Source organism: Leptospira neocaledonica, assembly GCF_002812205.1.
Classification (GTDB): Bacteria; Spirochaetota; Leptospiria; order Leptospirales; family Leptospiraceae; genus Leptospira_B; species Leptospira_B neocaledonica.
The window spans coordinates 236216-253566 of sequence record NZ_NPEA01000008.1 but is presented as its reverse complement, the minus strand read 5'-3'; the positions used below and the strand labels follow the sequence as shown (position 1 = coordinate 253566).

General features: G+C 39.4%; 15 protein-coding genes. 9 read left to right on the top strand and 6 right to left on the bottom strand.

Features of this window, described 5'->3' with window-relative positions; translation table 11 throughout:
- Positions 1-67 precede the first annotated feature (67 nt).
- The 6 genes from CH365_RS15765 (at position 68) to CH365_RS15740 (ending at position 9421) form a co-directional block, all read left to right on the top strand.
- Positions 68-850: an SDR family NAD(P)-dependent oxidoreductase gene (locus CH365_RS15765; protein ID WP_100769527.1), complete on the top strand. Its 783-nt coding sequence runs from the start codon at positions 68-70 to the stop codon at positions 848-850.
- An 18-nt stretch (positions 851-868) separates the two neighbouring features.
- On the top strand, positions 869-2062 hold the full coding sequence (locus CH365_RS15760) for a sterol desaturase family protein (RefSeq protein ID WP_100769508.1): 1194 nt from the start codon (positions 869-871) through the stop codon (positions 2060-2062).
- 499 nt (positions 2063-2561) lie between these two features.
- The gene (locus CH365_RS15755) at positions 2562-5027 is read left to right on the top strand and encodes a hypothetical protein (protein WP_125226329.1); all 2466 of its coding nucleotides are present in this window, start codon (positions 2562-2564) and stop codon (positions 5025-5027) included.
- 203 nt (positions 5028-5230) lie between these two features.
- Positions 5231-6412 carry an acyl-CoA dehydrogenase family protein gene (locus CH365_RS15750; protein WP_100769506.1) on the top strand — a complete coding sequence of 394 codons (1182 nt, stop codon included), beginning with the start codon at positions 5231-5233 and terminating at the stop codon, positions 6410-6412.
- Between the two features lie 88 nt (positions 6413-6500).
- Complete coding sequence (locus CH365_RS15745; protein WP_100769505.1) at positions 6501-8672, top strand: 7TM diverse intracellular signaling domain-containing protein; 2172 nt, start codon at positions 6501-6503, stop codon at positions 8670-8672.
- A 107-nt stretch (positions 8673-8779) separates the two neighbouring features.
- Positions 8780-9421, top strand: coding sequence for an START domain-containing protein (locus CH365_RS15740; RefSeq protein WP_100769504.1), 642 nt, complete (start codon positions 8780-8782; stop codon positions 9419-9421).
- A gap of 11 nt (positions 9422-9432) precedes the next feature.
- Here CH365_RS15740 and CH365_RS15735 read toward each other — a convergent pair whose 3' ends face one another.
- Complete coding sequence (locus CH365_RS15735) at positions 9433-10242, bottom strand: LIC_11366 family protein (RefSeq protein ID WP_100769526.1); 810 nt, start codon at positions 10240-10242, stop codon at positions 9433-9435.
- Between the two features lie 191 nt (positions 10243-10433).
- On the opposite strand from CH365_RS15735, the gene asd reads away from it, so the two are divergent.
- From asd to CH365_RS15720, 3 genes are read left to right on the top strand one after another with little or no spacing between them, the layout of a single operon-like run.
- Complete coding sequence (gene asd, locus CH365_RS15730) at positions 10434-12656, top strand: archaetidylserine decarboxylase (protein ID WP_100769503.1); 2223 nt, start codon at positions 10434-10436, stop codon at positions 12654-12656.
- A gap of 1 nt (position 12657) precedes the next feature.
- Positions 12658-12987 (top strand): DUF971 domain-containing protein, encoded by a 330-nt coding sequence (locus tag CH365_RS15725; protein WP_100769502.1) that lies wholly within the window; start codon positions 12658-12660, stop codon positions 12985-12987.
- A complete protein-coding gene (locus CH365_RS15720) occupies positions 12984-13475 on the top strand; it encodes a hypothetical protein (protein WP_100769501.1) in 492 nt (163 codons plus the stop codon). The genes CH365_RS15725 and CH365_RS15720 overlap by 4 nt, the downstream gene beginning before the upstream one ends.
- A 27-nt stretch (positions 13476-13502) precedes the next feature.
- Here CH365_RS15720 and ilvA read toward each other — a convergent pair whose 3' ends face one another.
- From ilvA to CH365_RS15690, 5 genes are all read right to left on the bottom strand, one after another.
- Complete coding sequence (gene ilvA / locus CH365_RS15715; protein ID WP_100769500.1) at positions 13503-15020, bottom strand: threonine ammonia-lyase, biosynthetic; 1518 nt, start codon at positions 15018-15020, stop codon at positions 13503-13505.
- Positions 15021-15067: 47 nt separating this feature from the next.
- Entirely contained in the window at positions 15068-15502 is a 435-nt protein-coding gene (locus tag CH365_RS15710; protein WP_100769499.1) for a DoxX family protein, read from the bottom strand.
- A gap of 388 nt (positions 15503-15890) precedes the next feature.
- Entirely contained in the window at positions 15891-16328 is a 438-nt protein-coding gene (locus CH365_RS15700; protein ID WP_100769497.1) for an SRPBCC family protein, read from the bottom strand.
- Between the two features lie 20 nt (positions 16329-16348).
- A complete protein-coding gene (locus CH365_RS15695; RefSeq protein WP_100769496.1) occupies positions 16349-16819 on the bottom strand; it encodes an SRPBCC family protein in 471 nt (156 codons plus the stop codon).
- A 66-nt stretch (positions 16820-16885) separates the two neighbouring features.
- Entirely contained in the window at positions 16886-17341 is a 456-nt protein-coding gene (locus CH365_RS15690; RefSeq protein ID WP_100769495.1) for an SRPBCC family protein, read from the bottom strand.
- Positions 17342-17351 lie beyond the last annotated feature (10 nt).

Here is a 17351-nt window from a genome sequence, read left to right as displayed (position 1 = left end):
TAGATTTCCTTTCAGGAAAGTAGAAATTGAAAATCCATACAAGTTCCTATTCTTTCTTATCGAATCCATGAAAAAAACAGCATTAATTACCGGAGCCAGCGTAGGTATCGGTTACGAAATTTCTAAATTGGCCGCAAAAGACGGTTACGATCTTATACTTGTAGCTAGAAATCTCAAAACCTTGAACTCCGTAAAAAAGGAAATGGAAAGTTTGGGAGCAAATGTAGAAATCCTTTCTGCAGACTTGTCCGATCCAAAATCTCCTAAAAAAATTTACGACTTCGCCAAAAAGAAAAAAGCCATTGTGGATCTTCTCGTGAATAACGCAGGTTTTGGAACAAATGGAAAATTCCACTCTTTAGATCTGAAAGAAGAATTGGATCTGATCCAAGTCAATGTGACGTCTCTTGTAGAACTAACTCATTTATTCTTGAGAGATATGAGAGAAAGACATGCAGGAAAAATTCTGAATGTAGCTTCTACTGCAGCTTTTCAACCGGGGCCGATGATGACGAACTATTATGCTTCCAAGGCGTACGTTCTATTCTTCTCGGAAGGTCTTGCGGAAGAAGTTCGTAAAGACGGAGTGAATGTTACCTGTCTCTGTCCCGGGCCTACCAAAACAGAATTTTTCAAAAGAGCGGAGATGGATAAGTCCGCGATCTTAAATAGTGGTCTTGTTCCTAAGGCGGATGCGGCTTACGTGGCCAAGATAGGTTACCAAGGAGTAAAAGCCGGAAAAGCTGTGGTGATCTCAGGGTTGGCCAATAAGGTAATGGCTCAATCGGTCAGAATCTCTCCTAGGTTTTTGGTCCGTAAATTGGCAAAATTTCTAAATACAGTAAACTAGATAGTAAGAGTGTGGGATATGCAAGAAACGATTTTAGACAAAGCGGTTCCTTTTTTTCTAGGACTGGCTTTGGTGGAATTTATATGGGGAAGAAGAAAGTCTGTTTACAGATGGAATGATTCCGTTTCCGATCTGGCGACCGGGATCTTATATTCTTTTACGGGAGTGGTCATCACTTTAGGGGCTATTCTTCTATATGATAAAATTAGAATATATTATTCCGTTCAGAGTCTTTTTCAGCTAGGCGAATTTCCATCTTCTTCTCCTTTGTTGAAAACTCCTAACGGTTGGGAATTTAATCTAGAATCTTTTCTTGCATGGACCTTCGTTCTGATCGCTGTGGATTTTATATATTATTGGTTTCATAGGGCCACTCATGAGATCCATTTTCTTTGGGCCTGCCATGTGACCCATCATTCCAGTGAAGAATTTAATCTAACTGTGGCTCTTCGGCAATCCATGTTCCAAAGGATTTTCGAATATGCTTTTAATCTTCCTTTGGCGTTACTTGGGATTCCTTGGTGGATGTTCTTTATCTGTCATGGGATTTTGAAGATCTACCAATTTTGGGTCCACACTAGATTGATCGGAAAATTGGGTTGGATGGAAAAAGTTCTTTTGACTCCTTCTCATCATAGGGTCCATCACGGAAGAGATCCTGAATATTTAGACAAGAACCATGGTGGTATATTGATTCTCTGGGATCGCTGGTTTGGAACATATGCGGAAGAGAAAAAAGAACCGATCTACGGATTAACGGAACCTCTTCCTACATTTAATCCTATCTGGGCAAACTTACATGTTTATATTTCTCTTTGGAATTTAGTGAAGGCCACGCCTAGTTGGAAAGATAAACTTCTTCTTCTTATCAAAAAACCGGACTGGAGACCGGATTCATTAGGAGGAGAGAAGAAGGTCGCTGAAATAAACAGGTCCACTTATACTAAATTCGATCCGAACATTTCAACTTCCAGAAAAGTCTACGGGGTCTTACAGTTTATAGTTCTTGCAGGACTTTCCGTTTATCTATTAAAACTTTTAAAATTAGGAAAGATGTCTTTTGTTCTGTATTCAGGCTTTGGGATTTGGTTTTTCTTTGCATTCTTAAGTTTAGGTCTTGTATGGAATGGAAGACCTAAGATGGAAAAATGGGAAGTCTTGAAGTTTTCGGTTTTAATCGTTTTGGGCCTATTTATATTTTATAATAGATAGGGTTGATTTGGGCCGTCGAGATAGATTTTGGGTTTTTCTGTCTAGCATCTTTTTTGAATAGATCCTAAAATGGATCGACATACATTACGATTTATTAAGATTTAAGTACTTTATGAATCGCAAATCCATATTTCAGACGTTATTATTTCTATTTTTCCTTCTTTTTTCATTTGCTCTTCCCTTGCTATTTACTTTCGCAGTGAGGTCTAACACAAACTTAACTGAATTTAACTTTATTTCGATTTTAATATGCGGGGTATTGTTTTTACAGGGAATGGTTCAGCCGATCCTTTCTCGAAAATCTTCTTTGACGGAATCTTGGGGTTTCGCCTGGCGTTTTGCGAACGGCTTGAATTTGCTCGGAATATTATTTATTGTTTCGCTCAGTTTCATATTCTTTCTCGACAATGATTTTGTTTTTTCGAAATCGAAATATGGTGATCATGATAACCCTAAAAAGATCGTTGGATTGATTGTTTTAGGTAGCCAGATTTTGTTTTTGGCGGTCATACTATATTTTTATATTTACGATTATTTACATAAAGAGAACGGAATATTCGCCAAAACAAGAGACGGCCTCGAATTTCTCGGAGTAATTTTAGGGATGGGGGTTTCTCTTTTTCTAATTAGATTTCAGCACATTTATATTTTTGCAGAAAATATAGGCCCATCCGAAATAATTCCGGAAACGTATTTGTATCCTTTTTATATTGGATTTTCCTATCTGCTCTATCGAGTTTTTAAATTTATAAGAAGAGAAAGTAAAGAGAATATAGTCGTTATAATTTTATGCCTGTTAGTCGCTTTATTCGTGGCTTTTTCCCAAAAAATTGATGTTTTCAAAGGACTAGGAATTGCGATCCTTCCTTTTCTTCCGATTCTGATTTCTAAAAAAGGTAAATCGGACTGGGGACAATCAATTTTTGTTCTAATATTCTCGGTTGGTATTTCTCATTATATTTCTCTTTATAATTCGAATTGGACTCCTTCGGAACAGTTCTATTCGATATATCAATTCCCTCATCATGTTTCCTTTGTTTTATTTTTTTTAGGGGGCTGGAGATACTTTGTTTTGTTTCAGGAAATTAAAAGTTTTAAACAAAGTACGATTTGGGGTCGGATTATAGTTGTTTGGGAATCATTATTAGTGATTCTATATGCCGGGCTCGCGTATTATCAGGAATTCCATTCTGGAATATACACTGCGAGTTTAGGAGTTTTTCATAGCTTGATTGTCCATTTGACTTTTTTACTCTTAGGCTTTACGATTCCAAATCTATTTTCTTCCAGATCGGAAATCCTTTCTTCTCCGAAAGACTGGATGCAAAAGTATTCTAAATCCGTTCCGGTTATCCTTCTGTTCCTTTTCTACCTACTTTCATTTTTACCCAGCCAAAGAAAAGTTTCTCTTGGAACGGATTTCGGAGTGGGAACGAGCGTGGAGAAAATTAAATCCGTTTTAGGTAAGCCTGATCTGGAAGATGACGGCACTTTGAAATATTATAAAATATCGATCGGAAATGAACGGATCCGTTTAAGAGAGAGTATTCCTCGAGATGTTTATTTGTTGGAATTCCATCTGACGGAAAATTCCTGTGGAGAAAATAAGGAAAAACTTGTCAGCGGAATCACCGCGCGATTTTACCCTGATTCAAAAATTTATCCGTATTATTCGTTCCGAGCCTTGGAGATCGAATGGAATGGTGTCTCCGGTTGGGATACTCCTAATCCAAGTCTTGAAAGTTTAGGAGAATTAATTGCAAAATCCAACGTGGCTGCTTATACGGAGAATGAAGACTCCAATCCGGGAGAAGGTGGAAATCTTTATTTAAACCTGTCCTTACTTGGAAAATCTGGGATCCTTCCTGTTACTTTCTCCTACTGGAATGTAAAGCGGAATGTTTTACTCACTTCTTTTTCCGTCGGTGAAAATTCTAAAACTTGTCAGTTATATTCTAATCTAGGCAAGGGTGTTAAAAATAGAATTCTTGATGCGGCGATTTTTTCCCAAATAGAATTGGTGAATGATACTAGTTTTGTTGTGCCCGAAAATGTTGCGCTCTATTCGGAGCCGAAACAGGGTTCTAAACAAATTCTTACCTTACTCAAAGGAATGGTGTTACATCCTAAAATCCGTATGAAAGAAAATTCGGAATGGAATGGTAAATCGGGGACTTGGTATTTTTTTGCCGGGGGTTGGGTTTTCAGTTCTTTACTAGAAGCCGGTTCCGATTTAAAGCCCTCCGATTATCCATTGATTGCTGCAGATCAAAGGGAAGTTTCTTGGAAACAATGGAATACGGAGGCGGAGAAATATTGCGATCTTAGGAAACAAAAATATAGACCCACCTCTGGCAGTCTTCCATGGAGTTTGATGGAAAGAAAGGTCAGAATTCCAATGAGACTTGGAAAGGTGGAATATAGTAACGAAAATGTTTATCTTTCTGTCTTCCCTTTTGATTTTTCTCATCTTAATTTTTCTTACGTGTTTTCTGACGGGACCGTGAATGATTTTATAGAGGAAAATGTGCTTACTTCTGCATATTCGGAAAACAAAATTTCGGATCCATTTGAAATCATAGTTGCAGGTACTTTTTCTTGGAAAACAGAATGTAGCCCTTCAAACTCGGATAGATTTTTATCTATGACCACCGCTAAATTTAAAGAGGAGGAGGTATATTTTACTCTTCCTCAAGAGGATCTTTTGGATTTCGGAACTTTTAAAACGATCAAAGGGAAGTTTTTTCTATCGTATGAAAATTATCAGAAGGCCCAAAAATATTGTTCGAATCTTGGCTTGGAATTAATAAAGGAATCCGAATTAGAGGAATTGGTCGTCATAGGTAAAAAATTTAATTTACCGATCAATACGGAAACAAAGGGGTATTATTGGTCTTTGGAAAAAGGTACTGTATCGAATGTGCAAGTAAGCGAACCGCTTCGTACAATTTGTGTTTCCAGATAATGCCTTAAGTTTTTATTCTAAGTGCTCTGATCCGGAATCTAAAATAGTATTTTAGATTCATCTTCTTTAGTTCGTGTAACAAACCATCCATTTATTCTTGTAAGCGGGGCGAAAAGCTTCGCTTGATCATTCTATACCTTCTTCTAAAGATTGCCTAGAAATCAAAATCTGAATTTGAAAAAGAATATCATTGGGAGGCAAGCTTGAATTCACCGCTTCAATTCGAATTACCAGAGGAATTACTACAACTCAGAGAACTGGTCAGGGACGTCGTCAGAAAGGAAGTTGTTCCAAACAGAATGCACTACGACGAAAACAACGAGTATCCAAAAGCTATTTTACAAAAATTTAAAGAAGCTGGATTATACCAGGCCTTATTCGACGAAGAACATGGCGGGTTAGGTTATGGAATGATGGGAGGTATTGTCCTCGCTGAAGAAGTGTCCTGGGGATGTTTGGGAGTAAATACCGCATTCACTTCCACAAAACTAGGCGCTCTTCCGATCGATGTGGGAGGAACCAAGGCTCAAAAAGACAAATGGCTTCCACTTCTCGCTTCCGGCGAAAAAACCGCCGCATTCGGTTTATCCGAACCTGGGGCAGGTTCGGATGTTCCTGCGATGGCTACCACTGCAGTAAAAAAAGGGGACCGTTACGTTCTGAACGGTACAAAACAATGGATTAGTAGTGCAGGCCAAGCTGATATTTATACAGTATTTGCAATGACCGACAAGGACAGAGGCCCAAGAGGAATCTCTTGTTTTATTATAGAAAAAGGCACCAAAGGATTTTCTTTCGGAAAAAAGGAAGATAAGCTGGGGATCAGATGTTCCGAAACAAGACAGCTTATCATGGAAGACTGCGAAATTCCGGAAGAAAACCTTTTAGGCGGAAAAGAGAATATGGGATTCTTGCATGCATTCAAAACTTTGATCCTTTCCAGACCTGCCGTTGCAGCAGGAGCTGTCGGTTTGATGCAGGGAGCGTTTGACGCTGCAATTGAATACGCGAGAGAAAGAGAGCAGTTCGGAACTACGATCTCTTCTTTCCAAGCGATTCAGCATATGTTAGCGGATATGGCGATCAAGATAGAAGGTTCTAGACTTCTCACCTATAAAGCTGGCGTGTATGCAGAGACCTTCCATAAAGACGCGGCAAAATTTTCCGCAATGGCAAAATGTTACGCGTCCGATTCTTCGGTACAAGTGGCATCTGACGCTGTCCAAATTTTTGGCGGCTACGGATATACCAAAGAATATCCTGTAGAAAAATTTTATAGGGACGCTAAAATCCTGCAGATTTACGAAGGTACAAGCCAGATCCAGAGGAACGAAATTGCTGCGGGACTCATAAAAGACACAGCGTCCAAAACCAAAAAAGGCTAAAATTTTCTTTTAGTCTCCGAAGGGAGAATTTTGACTTGCTTGCCGATCCGCCAGAAGTCAAACTTTTCCCTCCGGTTTTTTAGAAAGAGTGAAAGGGTTTTTAAACATTCCGAAATTTTTATCTGGGAGAGTTTTTTGTAAACTCTCGTTCATTTTTTTTACCTTTTCCATTTTTCATCCGATTTTCGCATTCGATCCTTCTTCTCTCCCTTATGAAGGGATCTCCTTAGTGCCTCATGCGGAGGTTTGGGCCGACGAGGACGGGGACACTAACTTCGCAAAAATGCAAATGAAGGAGTTTTATCCTCTATCTTCTGCGAGTTTAGGTTATTCGGATCTGACACATTGGTTCAAGATCCCTTTAGAAAATAATTCTTCTCATTCAGTATCTTGGGTTTTGGAAATTCATTATAGCCAATTGGATAAGGCCGAATTGTATCTGGCCTCTAAAGGGGACAAGGTCTTGTTTCGGGGAGGTGATAGAATTCCTTTTGGAGAAAGACCGATCCAATATAGATTTCCCAGTTTTCCCTTAGAGTTAAAGGCGGGGGAAAAGGATACGGTTTATCTTAAGATCCAAACTAAAAGTTCTGTCAACTTCGCTGCGTTCGCATATAAGTCTGAGGATTTTTTCTCCAATATAAGCAATGAACAAATATTACTCGGGATCTATTTCGGATCTCTTCTGGTAATGGCTTTATATAATCTATTTCTGTTCTTATCCACTAAGGAAAAAACATACCTAGCATTTTTTGGATATGTTGGGGCCGGAGTTTTGGCCCAATGGTCTCTTCAAGGATATTCTTTTCAGTTTTTCTGGCCGAACTCGGTAGTTTGGGCAAGCCATATCATTACCTCTTTTACTTTTTTGGTTTCTGCAACCACAGCCGATTTTATCCGACTCTACTTCTGCGCCCCTGATAATTATCCTAATTCTAACAAAGTGTTGAAAGGAATTTCAATTTTATCTTATATACTTGTAATCATCGGATATTTTTTTCCGTTCGGCTTTGCATTGGCACTTTATGTGTTTTTATCTACGATCACTTTGGCTGCTATCTTGTATTTAGGTTTCCAGGGATTTTCCAGAAATTTAAGGTCTGCACTTTTCTTTTTAGGAGCTTGGCTTGCACTGGTGGCAGGTGCATTCGTATTTATTCTGAGATTTTCGGGGATCATTCCTCATACAATCTCTTTGGCGTATTGGGGAGTAGAGATTGGGACAGCAATGCATATCCTTCTCTTGGCTTTGGCTTTAGCGGATCGGGTGAATGATTTATCCAAGGATCTTTCTTCCAAGGTGGAAGATCTAAATGAGGCTAAACAGGCAATAGAACAGTCCGAACTTAGATTTAGAAATTTGTTCGAAGGAGCAGAGGAACTTCTTCTTACATTGGACCAAGAGGGGAATATCAAGGATGCAAACCGTACTCTTTCCAGACTAACAGGTTATAAACCTGCAGAAGTGGAAGGTAAAAATTTCTTAGATCTGATTTATACTCTGGATACTCAGGAAGGTTCTATCGTACTACTTCTTGCTAAAGAAAAACTGGAAGAACATTTGAGGGCCAGGAAGACCGTAGAATTTCATTCGGAATTCAAACAGAAATATGTAATGGAGCCTAAACCTGTAAAGATCCGTTTACAATCTTTCGAGAGTGAGGCGGGAAGGAAGGTGCTTGGAAAAGTTTCAGAAATTTCCGAGGATATTCTATCCCGCTTTTTGATCTCGGAAAGTATGCATTTCACTGTGAACAATTATCTTAGAAATGCGGATATCTTAAGTAGGCAACTTACTTCGAATCTAAGCCAATTCACAGGATCGGAAGTAATCACTGCGATTCGTACTTGTCTAAGGGAAGTTTTAATCAATGCGATCGAACATGGAAATTTAGGGATCAGTTTTGATGAAAAAACGGATGCGATGAGATCCGGAAATTATATGGAGTTCATCCAGAAAAGACAAAGAGAGGCTTTTTACGGAGCAAGGAACGTAAAAGTGGCATACTCCTTAAATTCTAAAAGAATCGGTTTTGAGATAGAAGATGAAGGAGATGGTTTCGATTTTAAGAAGATCTTAAATTTGGACGGAGAAAAATTAAATGAGGAAAGTTACACTCACGGACGTGGGATCATGATGACCCGAAAAGTTTTCGACGTCGTAAAATTTAATGAAAAAGGAAATAAGGTTCTTCTCATTAAATATTTGCAAAAACCTCTTAAATACAAAAGAGAACCCAGTTCTTTAGATTTTGATTAATATTTCCAGACGCCGAAAAGTTTCATCTAATTTTACGGTTGATCGGTTCTAGGATCCGGTTAAATCATTGCTTCGATTCAATCATTCGGTTAGAGGTTGGCTTTCTAATGAAACATTTCTATTTTATTATTTTTCTATTGGTTCCTATGCAGATATTTTCTTGGGATCTGGAGAAGGAGAAAAACGGGATCACAGTCCATACCAGAGTTGTAGAAGGTTCCGATTTTAAAGAATTCCGCGGAAAAACAAAACTCAAAGCGGATCTAAACACTATCATCGCTCTTCTGGAAGACAATCCGAATTACGTGACTTGGTTCAAAGATTGTAAACATGCAGAAGCTGTGAAAGTTTTGAATACAAGGGAAAAGTATATTTATATCCAGAACGGAGCTCCTTGGCCGGTGAATGATCGGGACTTTGTGATCCATACCATTTTTAGTCAGGACAAAAATACGGGTGCAGTCACTTATACGATTAAACCGGTTGCAAATATCGTAGCAGAAAAGAAAGGAATCGTCAGAGGAACTCTTAAAGGATTTTGGAAATTTGCGCCGGTAGGAGATGAGATAGAGGTTACCTATCAGATTCTTAGTGATCCGGGAGGAAGTGTCCCAACATCTATCGCAAATTTTGTGGTTGTTGATATTCCCTATGAAACATTAAAAAAAATGAAAGAAAAGGTGACTGAGTCAAAATATATCAATTCTCCCAAGCACCCTGACTTGATCCTTCCACCGGTTCCTAAATAAGAATTAGAATTTTATAATTTATAATTCACACCGAAAAACAGTCCGCCATATGCAGACTGCATATCTAATTTTCTGGAATATTGGTTGGAAAGTAATATATTGTCTTGGTTAGCTGATTCGGTTAAAGGAGAGACCCTTCCATCTTGTCTTACGTAAAAAGATGCAGTATCACCGTTAAAGGAACCGTCAAAAGAAGTGATATTAATCCAGGACAAATAAGTTCCGAAACTTAAACTCACTCTTTCATTAATCGGATGAATGAGGGAACCTTCTAATCTGAATTCCAATCCACTTCCTTTCAGATTTCCTTCCTGCTGGTAGTATGATTTTCCGTCCGTGGCATAACCTTTTGTTACCCATAAGGCTCTCGCGATTCCAAGTCCAAGTCCTGTTTCCCATCGGAAGTATCTATTCAGTCTTCCTTCTTGCCAGACCATTCCTAAAACATAAAAACTTTCCATTTCGAAGTTTAAACGTGTATAAAAAGGTTCGGAAGTTAGATTTGTAAGATGAAATGGATCGTAGTATCTGTATCCACCTATGATTCCGATTTTAAAACCTTCGCTCAGCCTGGTTCTAGCTAAAACTTCTCCTTGGATACTGCCCCTTGTATTTTCCAGTTGAGTTTGGCTGGCCACAAGAGGGTTCAAATTGGAGCTAAAACCGTTTAAATTCTGATCAAATCTGTTCGGTCCTCTCATTCCAAAGCCGAATCTTCCTCCGAATTCCCAAGTATCTTGAGTTTCAGAAGCCCTGTTTTCGGGCATTTCCTTTAGTTTAGGTGTAGTTGAGGCATTTTCTTCCGCTCCCAAGGAAATCATTCCGAACAGAATTCCGGTAAGGATGATAGAATAGAAACTTCCTCTTCTCGTTTCGAGCCCTGACCGCTGTTTAAAAAGGAGTGGTTTTGGGACTGGATGCGTAAAAACTGTGTAGGAGCCCGGCATACGAGTAGAAAATTCTGGGCCAATAATTCTAAAAGCCTTTATTTTTAAGGAAAAGATGGATTGGAATGCTAACAACTAAACTATTTCCGTTCTTGGATTTGGATCTTTTAAAACCATATTTTTATTTTTTACTCTTCATCGGGTTATACCTAACATTCCGCTTAAAGTTTCCACAAATCCGTTTTTTATTTTTAGCGATTAAAATTTTTTCCGGGAACATGGACTACAAAGGTTCGCGAGGACGTTTGGTACATTCTCAGGCATTCTATGCGGGAACAGGTTCCTCTTTACTTCCTGGTGCAATTCTTGGTTCCGCATTAGCATTGGTATTAGCAGGTCCGGGAGTTCTGATTTGGATCTGGCTTTCTAGTTTTCTGATCATGCCTCTTCGTTTTGTGTCTTCTACCTTAGCGATCCGATTCAGGATCAAATTGGAAAGTGGAAGATATCTTTCAGGTCCGATGTATTTTATCGAAAAAGCACTGAGAGCTAGATGGCTTGCGATCGCTTTTTCTTTGGCCTGCTTGTTAACGGTACTTTCTATGGGAAGTGCGATGCCTATTTTAGGAGCTTCCTTTTTAGCAAAGAACGGACTTGATATCCAAGGGATGACTGTTCCGTTTTTAGTTTCGATTATAGTCGTGTTCGTTGTATTAGGCGGGATCAGAAGGATCGGTAAAGTTTCTTCTTATCTGGCTCCAATCGGTCTTATTCTATTTTTCTTAAGTTATACTCTATTGTTTAGAGATCATTTGGGGAATTTTTACTTTTTCTTAGAGTCGGTCTTTAAGGATGCAATGCAACCATTCTCCTTATTACTCGGAGGCGGATTTTCTCTCGCAAGGATTTTCAGTACGGGAACTGGAATGTTCTTCTTATCCACGGAAACCGGGATCGGGAAAAGTGCAGGGGTTGCAGGAGTGGTTCGTACTGATTCTGCCGCAAAACAAGGGATCGTAAGTATGCTTGCCACATTCTTCGAAGGTTTTGTGGTCGCAACTTTGGTGATCTACGCGTTATTTTCCTTTGGGGTAAAAGATCTTGAATCGGTTAAAAATTTCTTATTCGTATTAGTCAACGGTCCTACGGATTCCGCTAGACTGGCTTTATTTGTATCCTTCTTATTATTCTCCATAATTGCGATCTCAGGATGGTTTTATACAGGAGAACAAAATGCGAGATATATCTTCGGAGAAAAATTCGCAAACGTATATAGAATCTTATTCGTAGCTTCTTTACTCGGTTCTGCATATGCGTATGTTCAATTTGGAGAAGAATTCCTATTACAAGTATTCGGTATCGGTTATGGGCTCGCTCTTATCACAGCGGTTCCGGTACTGATCAGTTTGGTACTTTTAGCAAAGGTGGCGCAAGCGGAACTTCGAAAATTCCTGGAAGGAGGAGCACATTACGAGATCTTTAAGGACTTCTACCTTCTTCTACTTTCTATCCTGCCTAAAAACCTGGTTTCTTTGTTATTCGGGATTTTGGCTTCTTTAAGATTACCAAGATTTATTATGATCCCGATCTTAAAGGCGTTTGCAAAGGCTTATAAGATCAATTTGAACGAGGCTGAATTAGAGATCCAAGAGTATAATTCCTTAAACCAGTTTTTCACCAGAGCATTAAAGGCAGGAGCTAGAATTACGGACTCTGCAGAGAATGCATTGGTTTCTCCTGTGGATGCAAGGATTACGGGTTTCGGCGATATAAATGACCAAGTGATCCTACAAGCAAAAGGTGTGGATTATAACTTAAAAGAATTGATAGGAGGAGATAAGTATCTCTCCAAATTCCAGAATGGAAAATATATCACATTCTATCTTTCACCTCAGGATTACCATAGGATCCATTCTCCTGCCTACGGAAGAATATTAGGATATTATTATGAACCTGGAAAACTTTTCCCTGTAAACGAATTGGCGGTTTTCGGGATTAGGGGACTTTTTCCTAAAAACGAAAGATTGATCACATTCTTACAAACCGAATTCGGATTAGTAGCAGTGATCAAAGTGGGAGCTTCCAACGTGGGTCGTATTCGAGTGACTTACGATAAAAAGATCATTACGAACACTTTGATCAGGACCACCAAGGAAGAAGATTACAAAGACGTTTCTATCATGATCGAAAAAGGAGCGGAACTCGGAAGATTCGAAATGGGATCCACAGTGATCCTGATTTTGGAAAGAGATACTTTCGATTTTGTGGACCTTCCTCTGAACGAAAAGGTGACTTACGGAACCACGATCGGAACTTTTAGAAAACAGGTCTTAAAACTTCCTAGATAATATGAGTCTTAGTTTAAAAGCGACTACACCTGAAACTATCGAATTCGATGAGAATATTCTAAAAATAGAATGGAAGGACGGAGTAGTCTCCGAATTCCCTCTTTTGGAACTCAGAAAAAGATGCCCCTGCGTGGTATGCAAGGGTGGTCATGGTGGAAAAATAGGAGCGACTACTGGGGGGATCAAAGAGGCCAAATTATTGTCTTTTTCCAAAGTGGGAAGATATGCGATCAATTTGGTCTGGGGAGATTATCATAATACCGGAATTTACAGCTTCGATTCTCTCCGACTGTATTGGCAGGGGGAACCTGGGGATCTAGGAATTCCATGAATCGGGTCCTTTTTGTCTTTCTGATATTTTCCGTATTCACATCTATCTCTCCAGAAAAGAAGAGGGAGCCGAATTCTCCTCTGAATCTGACAATTCCTTTTGACTGGTTTCCTATGGAGCCTTTTGCAGGTGGGATTTTTGCGGCAAAAGATTATAACGAATCGGCAAGTGTTTTGATCACTCGAAAAGAATTAACGGAAGCAGTGGATCATGGTGCTTTCAATCGGGCATTCCAAATGGGGATTATAGAATCCATAAAAAAAGGGAATGGCAGAATTCTTGAATTTGGAGAATTGGAAGTAGCAAGTCGTCCTGCCTTTAGAGTTTATTACAAGGACAAGGGGAGTAATCTCCACATTCTGCATATTACTGTATTTAAAGAAAACATAATGTATGGGATCATGTTTTTTTGTTTAGGAGAAGATCCTGGGCAAAGATTCGATGTCCAGAAAATGGTCAAAAAAGCCTATTTTCGGATAGATACCTAAGTTTAGATCCCTCTCCTCGATTTCAAATCAAACGTTATGCAGAAACATTTTGTAGGCAGGATTATCCGTTTCTTCTTCATAAGGATATCCTAAACTTTTCAGTCTTTCTCTAAAGTTATCTCTATCGGAAGAAGGTACCTGAAATCCAACCAGGACTCGCCCGTAATCCGCTCCATGATTCCTGTAATGGAATAATGTAATATTCCAATTGGTTCCTAACGATTCTAAAAATTTCAGTAATGCACCTGGTCGTTCCGGAAATTCGCATCGTAAGATGATTTCATCCTTGAGTTCGGAAACTCTTCCGCCCACCATATAACGAATATGGATCTTAGCGGTTTCGTTCGCACTGATATCTAAAACCTCATAACCTAATGATTCCAATTCCGAAATAACTTTTTCTTTTTCGGAATGAGAACCTTTCAGTTTTAAACCTACGAATACATGTGCACGTTGATCCGTAGCGTATCTATAATTGAATTCAGTGATAATCTTATTTCCTAAGGTCTGGACGAATTTTAGATAACTTCCTGTTTTTTCCGGAATAGTGACTCCGAGTAAAATTTCTCTTGCCTCGCCGATCTCTGCTCTTTCTGCAACATGCCTGAGCCTATCAAAATTCATATTCGCTCCGCTATTTATAGCGATCAGCGCACCTTTCCTGTTCGGATTTTGGCTCGCATAAGATTTTAATCCTGCGAGAGATAGGGCTCCAGCCGGTTCTGCGATTACTCTCATATCTTCGAATATATCTTTTACGGCTGCACAGATTTCATCCGTGTTTGCTACTAATATATCATCCAAGAGTTCTTTACAAACTTTGAATGTTTCTTCCCCGGCTTGTCTGACTGCAACTCCATCCGCAAATAGTCCGACTCTGTCTAAGATCACTCTTTTTCCTGCAGCCATTGCTTCTTTCATAGAAGCCGCATCCATAGGTTCTACTCCGATTAGTTTGATCTCGGGTCTTAAAAATTTAATATAAGAAGCAACGCCTGCCGCTAAACCTCCGCCTCCTATAGGAATAAAAACCGCTTCGATCGGATCGGGATACTGCTGCAAAATTTCTAAACCTACTGTGCCTTGTCCGGCGATCACATCAGGATCATCGTAAGGATGAATGAATTTTAGGCCCTTCTCCTTTTCTAATTTTCTAGCATAGGAGTAAGCTTCATCGAAAGTATCTCCATGAAGAATAATTTCTGCTCCGAAATATTGTACTGCTTCTATTTTGATGGATGGGGTAGTGACAGGCATGACTATGATTGCCTTGATCCCTAATTTTTGAGCAGAGAGCGCAACTCCTTGTGCATGATTTCCTGCGGAAGCGCAAATCACACCGGATCTTTTTTCCTCAGGCGAAAGTCTGGAAATTAGATTGTATGCTCCTCTGATCTTAAAGGAGAATATTGGTTGTAGATCTTCTCTTTTTAAAAGAACCGAAGAACTTAATCTTTGGCTCATTCGGATCATAGGGTCCAAGGGAGTATGGACCGCGACGTCGTATACTCTCGCGTCTAAAATTTTACGGATATAATCTATCACTAAAAAATCCCCAAGAGCAAAAACCGCTCTTAGGGATAGAATTTAACCTACTCGGATTTACTTCCAAAGATTTTTTGATCCAAGGAGAATCTTCCGGCACCTACCGTCAAAAATACCAAGGAGATCGTAAAAAATACTCCTGCCAATTCGTAGGATCTCCCACCTGTTAGGTTGATAAAAGAATCCCCTAAAATTATAGAATGGAAATACGCCGCCACGATCATTGTACATACGATTCCGAAAGATGCCAGCCTCGTTAGAAGACCAATCACCCAGGCAATTCCTCCGCCGAATTCGGAAAGAGCCGCTAAAAATTGGAAAATAGAAGGCACGGAAGAATCGGGGCCCATCCAATGAAAAGGATCCTGGATCTTTCCCCAGCCGTGGAGTATAAACGCGTAACCGCAGATCATTCTGGCCACTAAAATAGCGATATCCGCTTTGAGATTCAAAGTTTCGTTTTTAAAAAAGTCCAAATTCATCCAATAGTTTCCTTTAAATTTTAATAATATTCCAATATCAAGATCCTTGGATTTTGCGGAGAAGTTCCGCTAATCTTTCAAAAGCCTCTTCCCAAAAGCTGCTTATCTCTTGTTTTTCTTCAGGAATTGAAAAGAGAGCCGTAAAGAAGATCTTTTTCTTATAAAAAATGTCATTTTGAGATTTTTTAGTCCGGATGTTTTCCTTATCGGGAGATTTATGAAAATAGTGGGAGTAGCCTCCCACTTTTGAGTCCATTTTAAGCTCCGGCTCTTTTCCTTTTTTGGAAAGGAAAGATGATGATCCAAAAACTTAGTATTTGCAACGGATTTACTTTCATATTCTGTTTCCTTAATATTTTTTTGTTATTTTGTTTCCCATCCAGGGTAATTAAACCTTTGCCAGAAGTTCTTCTAAACGATCAAAATTCTGTTCATTCCCATCCACGGCATAAACTTTGATCTGCTCACATTCTTCAGCAGTTTCGAATAACATTCTGAAAACCAATTTTGTCTTTTCTCCGATTGATTCGAATGTAGTAGTCACTTTGAAAATCGGGCCCGAAAGATGATCGAATACTATCTTTTCGGGTTTTACAATTTCCTGAAATACACTTCGATTCGGATAGTCTGTTCCATCTGGCCCGTGCATGATAAATTTCCATTCTCCGCCAGGTCTTTGATCGAAAACCTCGAAAGTATTCTTAAAACCTTTTGGTCCCCACCAATTCTTTAATTGGTCCGGGTCTGTCCAGGCTTGAAAAACCTTCTCTCTTGGAAAATTTACAACTCTTGTGCTTACGATTTCTTTAGGGTTGTCTTGGCTCATATATTTCTCCTTAAGATCGATTACGCAAAAATCGCTGTAAGTTTTTCCAGAGTTTGAGTCCAACCTTCTTCCATACCTTCCACAGCAGGGATAAGTTCCGGATCCACCTTGATAGGAAGTGCACGCACTTGTATCTCGGTTTGTGAACCCTTGTCTGCGAATAGAATAGTAATTAGGATCTCTGCCGCCGGTTTTTTGCCGTCCATTTCGAAGGCGATATAAGAGGAGAATACGATTTTTTCCAAAGGAACGATCTCTTTATAGGTTCCATTCATCGGATTGATCCCGCCTTCCGGATCCTTCATATGAATGAGTATCTCACCACCTGGACGAAGATCTAATTGGCAAAGAGGGGCAGTAAACCCATGTGGTCCCCACCATTGTGATACCATATTCGGATCCGTCCAAGCCTTCCAGACTAGATCTCTTGGAGCATTGAGAGTCCTCGTGAGTATCATTTCCTTAAATTCAGATTGTTTGGTATCGCTCATAAGATTCTTCTCCACTTTTTAAAAAATTATTATATTCGAAACTACTTATGAATAAGTCCGAAGCCCTTATTTCTTTTCCAAAAATTCTTGTAGACGTCCCAGAGTCTGGCTAAGTCCATCGACCGCGTATTTGCCGATGTTTTTAGCCTCTTCTTCGCTCGAGAAAATGGTCCTCATGGTAAGTTTGGTTTTAGAACCTTCTTCTTCAAAAAGAACGATCACGTGGAATTGTTTTGGATTAACATCATCTCCATGGTCGTAGACCAGTTTTTCAGGTTTAACCACTTCTATGAATTGGATATGGTTCGGATAATCCGTCCCGTCCGGACCATGCATCATGAATCTCCAAATCCCTCCCGGTTTTACACTCATCTCATGGATGGTATTTGTAAAACCGTTTGGTCCCCACCAAATAGCTACTTGTTTCGGATCAGTCCAAACTTCCCAAACTAATTCTCTTGGGGCATCAAGGATCTTAACGCCTATGATTTCTTTTCCAACGACTGAAATTTCTGCCTTCATTCTTTTTTCC

Bases quoted from the DNA above. Each gene is read 5' to 3' on its own strand.
- CH365_RS15700 (WP_100769497.1), bottom strand. From the start codon at position 16,328: ATGAGCCAAGACAACCCTAAAGAAATCGTAAGCACAAGAGTTGTAAAT.
- CH365_RS15720 (WP_100769501.1), top strand. From the start codon at position 12,984: ATGAATCGGGTCCTTTTTGTCTTTCTGATATTTTCCGTATTCACATCT.
- CH365_RS15725 (WP_100769502.1), top strand. From the start codon at position 12,658: ATGAGTCTTAGTTTAAAAGCGACTACACCTGAAACTATCGAATTCGAT.
- CH365_RS15765 (WP_100769527.1), top strand. From the start codon at position 68: ATGAAAAAAACAGCATTAATTACCGGAGCCAGCGTAGGTATCGGTTAC.
- CH365_RS15695 (WP_100769496.1), bottom strand. From the start codon at position 16,819: ATGAGCGATACCAAACAATCTGAATTTAAGGAAATGATACTCACGAGG.
- CH365_RS15760 (WP_100769508.1), top strand. From the start codon at position 869: ATGCAAGAAACGATTTTAGACAAAGCGGTTCCTTTTTTTCTAGGACTG.
- CH365_RS15735 (WP_100769526.1), bottom strand. From the start codon at position 10,242: ATGATTTCCTTGGGAGCGGAAGAAAATGCCTCAACTACACCTAAACTA.
- CH365_RS15740 (WP_100769504.1), top strand. From the start codon at position 8,780: ATGAAACATTTCTATTTTATTATTTTTCTATTGGTTCCTATGCAGATA.
- asd (WP_100769503.1), top strand. From the start codon at position 10,434: ATGCTAACAACTAAACTATTTCCGTTCTTGGATTTGGATCTTTTAAAA.
- CH365_RS15710 (WP_100769499.1), bottom strand. From the start codon at position 15,502: ATGAATTTGGACTTTTTTAAAAACGAAACTTTGAATCTCAAAGCGGAT.
- CH365_RS15690 (WP_100769495.1), bottom strand. From the start codon at position 17,341: ATGAAGGCAGAAATTTCAGTCGTTGGAAAAGAAATCATAGGCGTTAAG.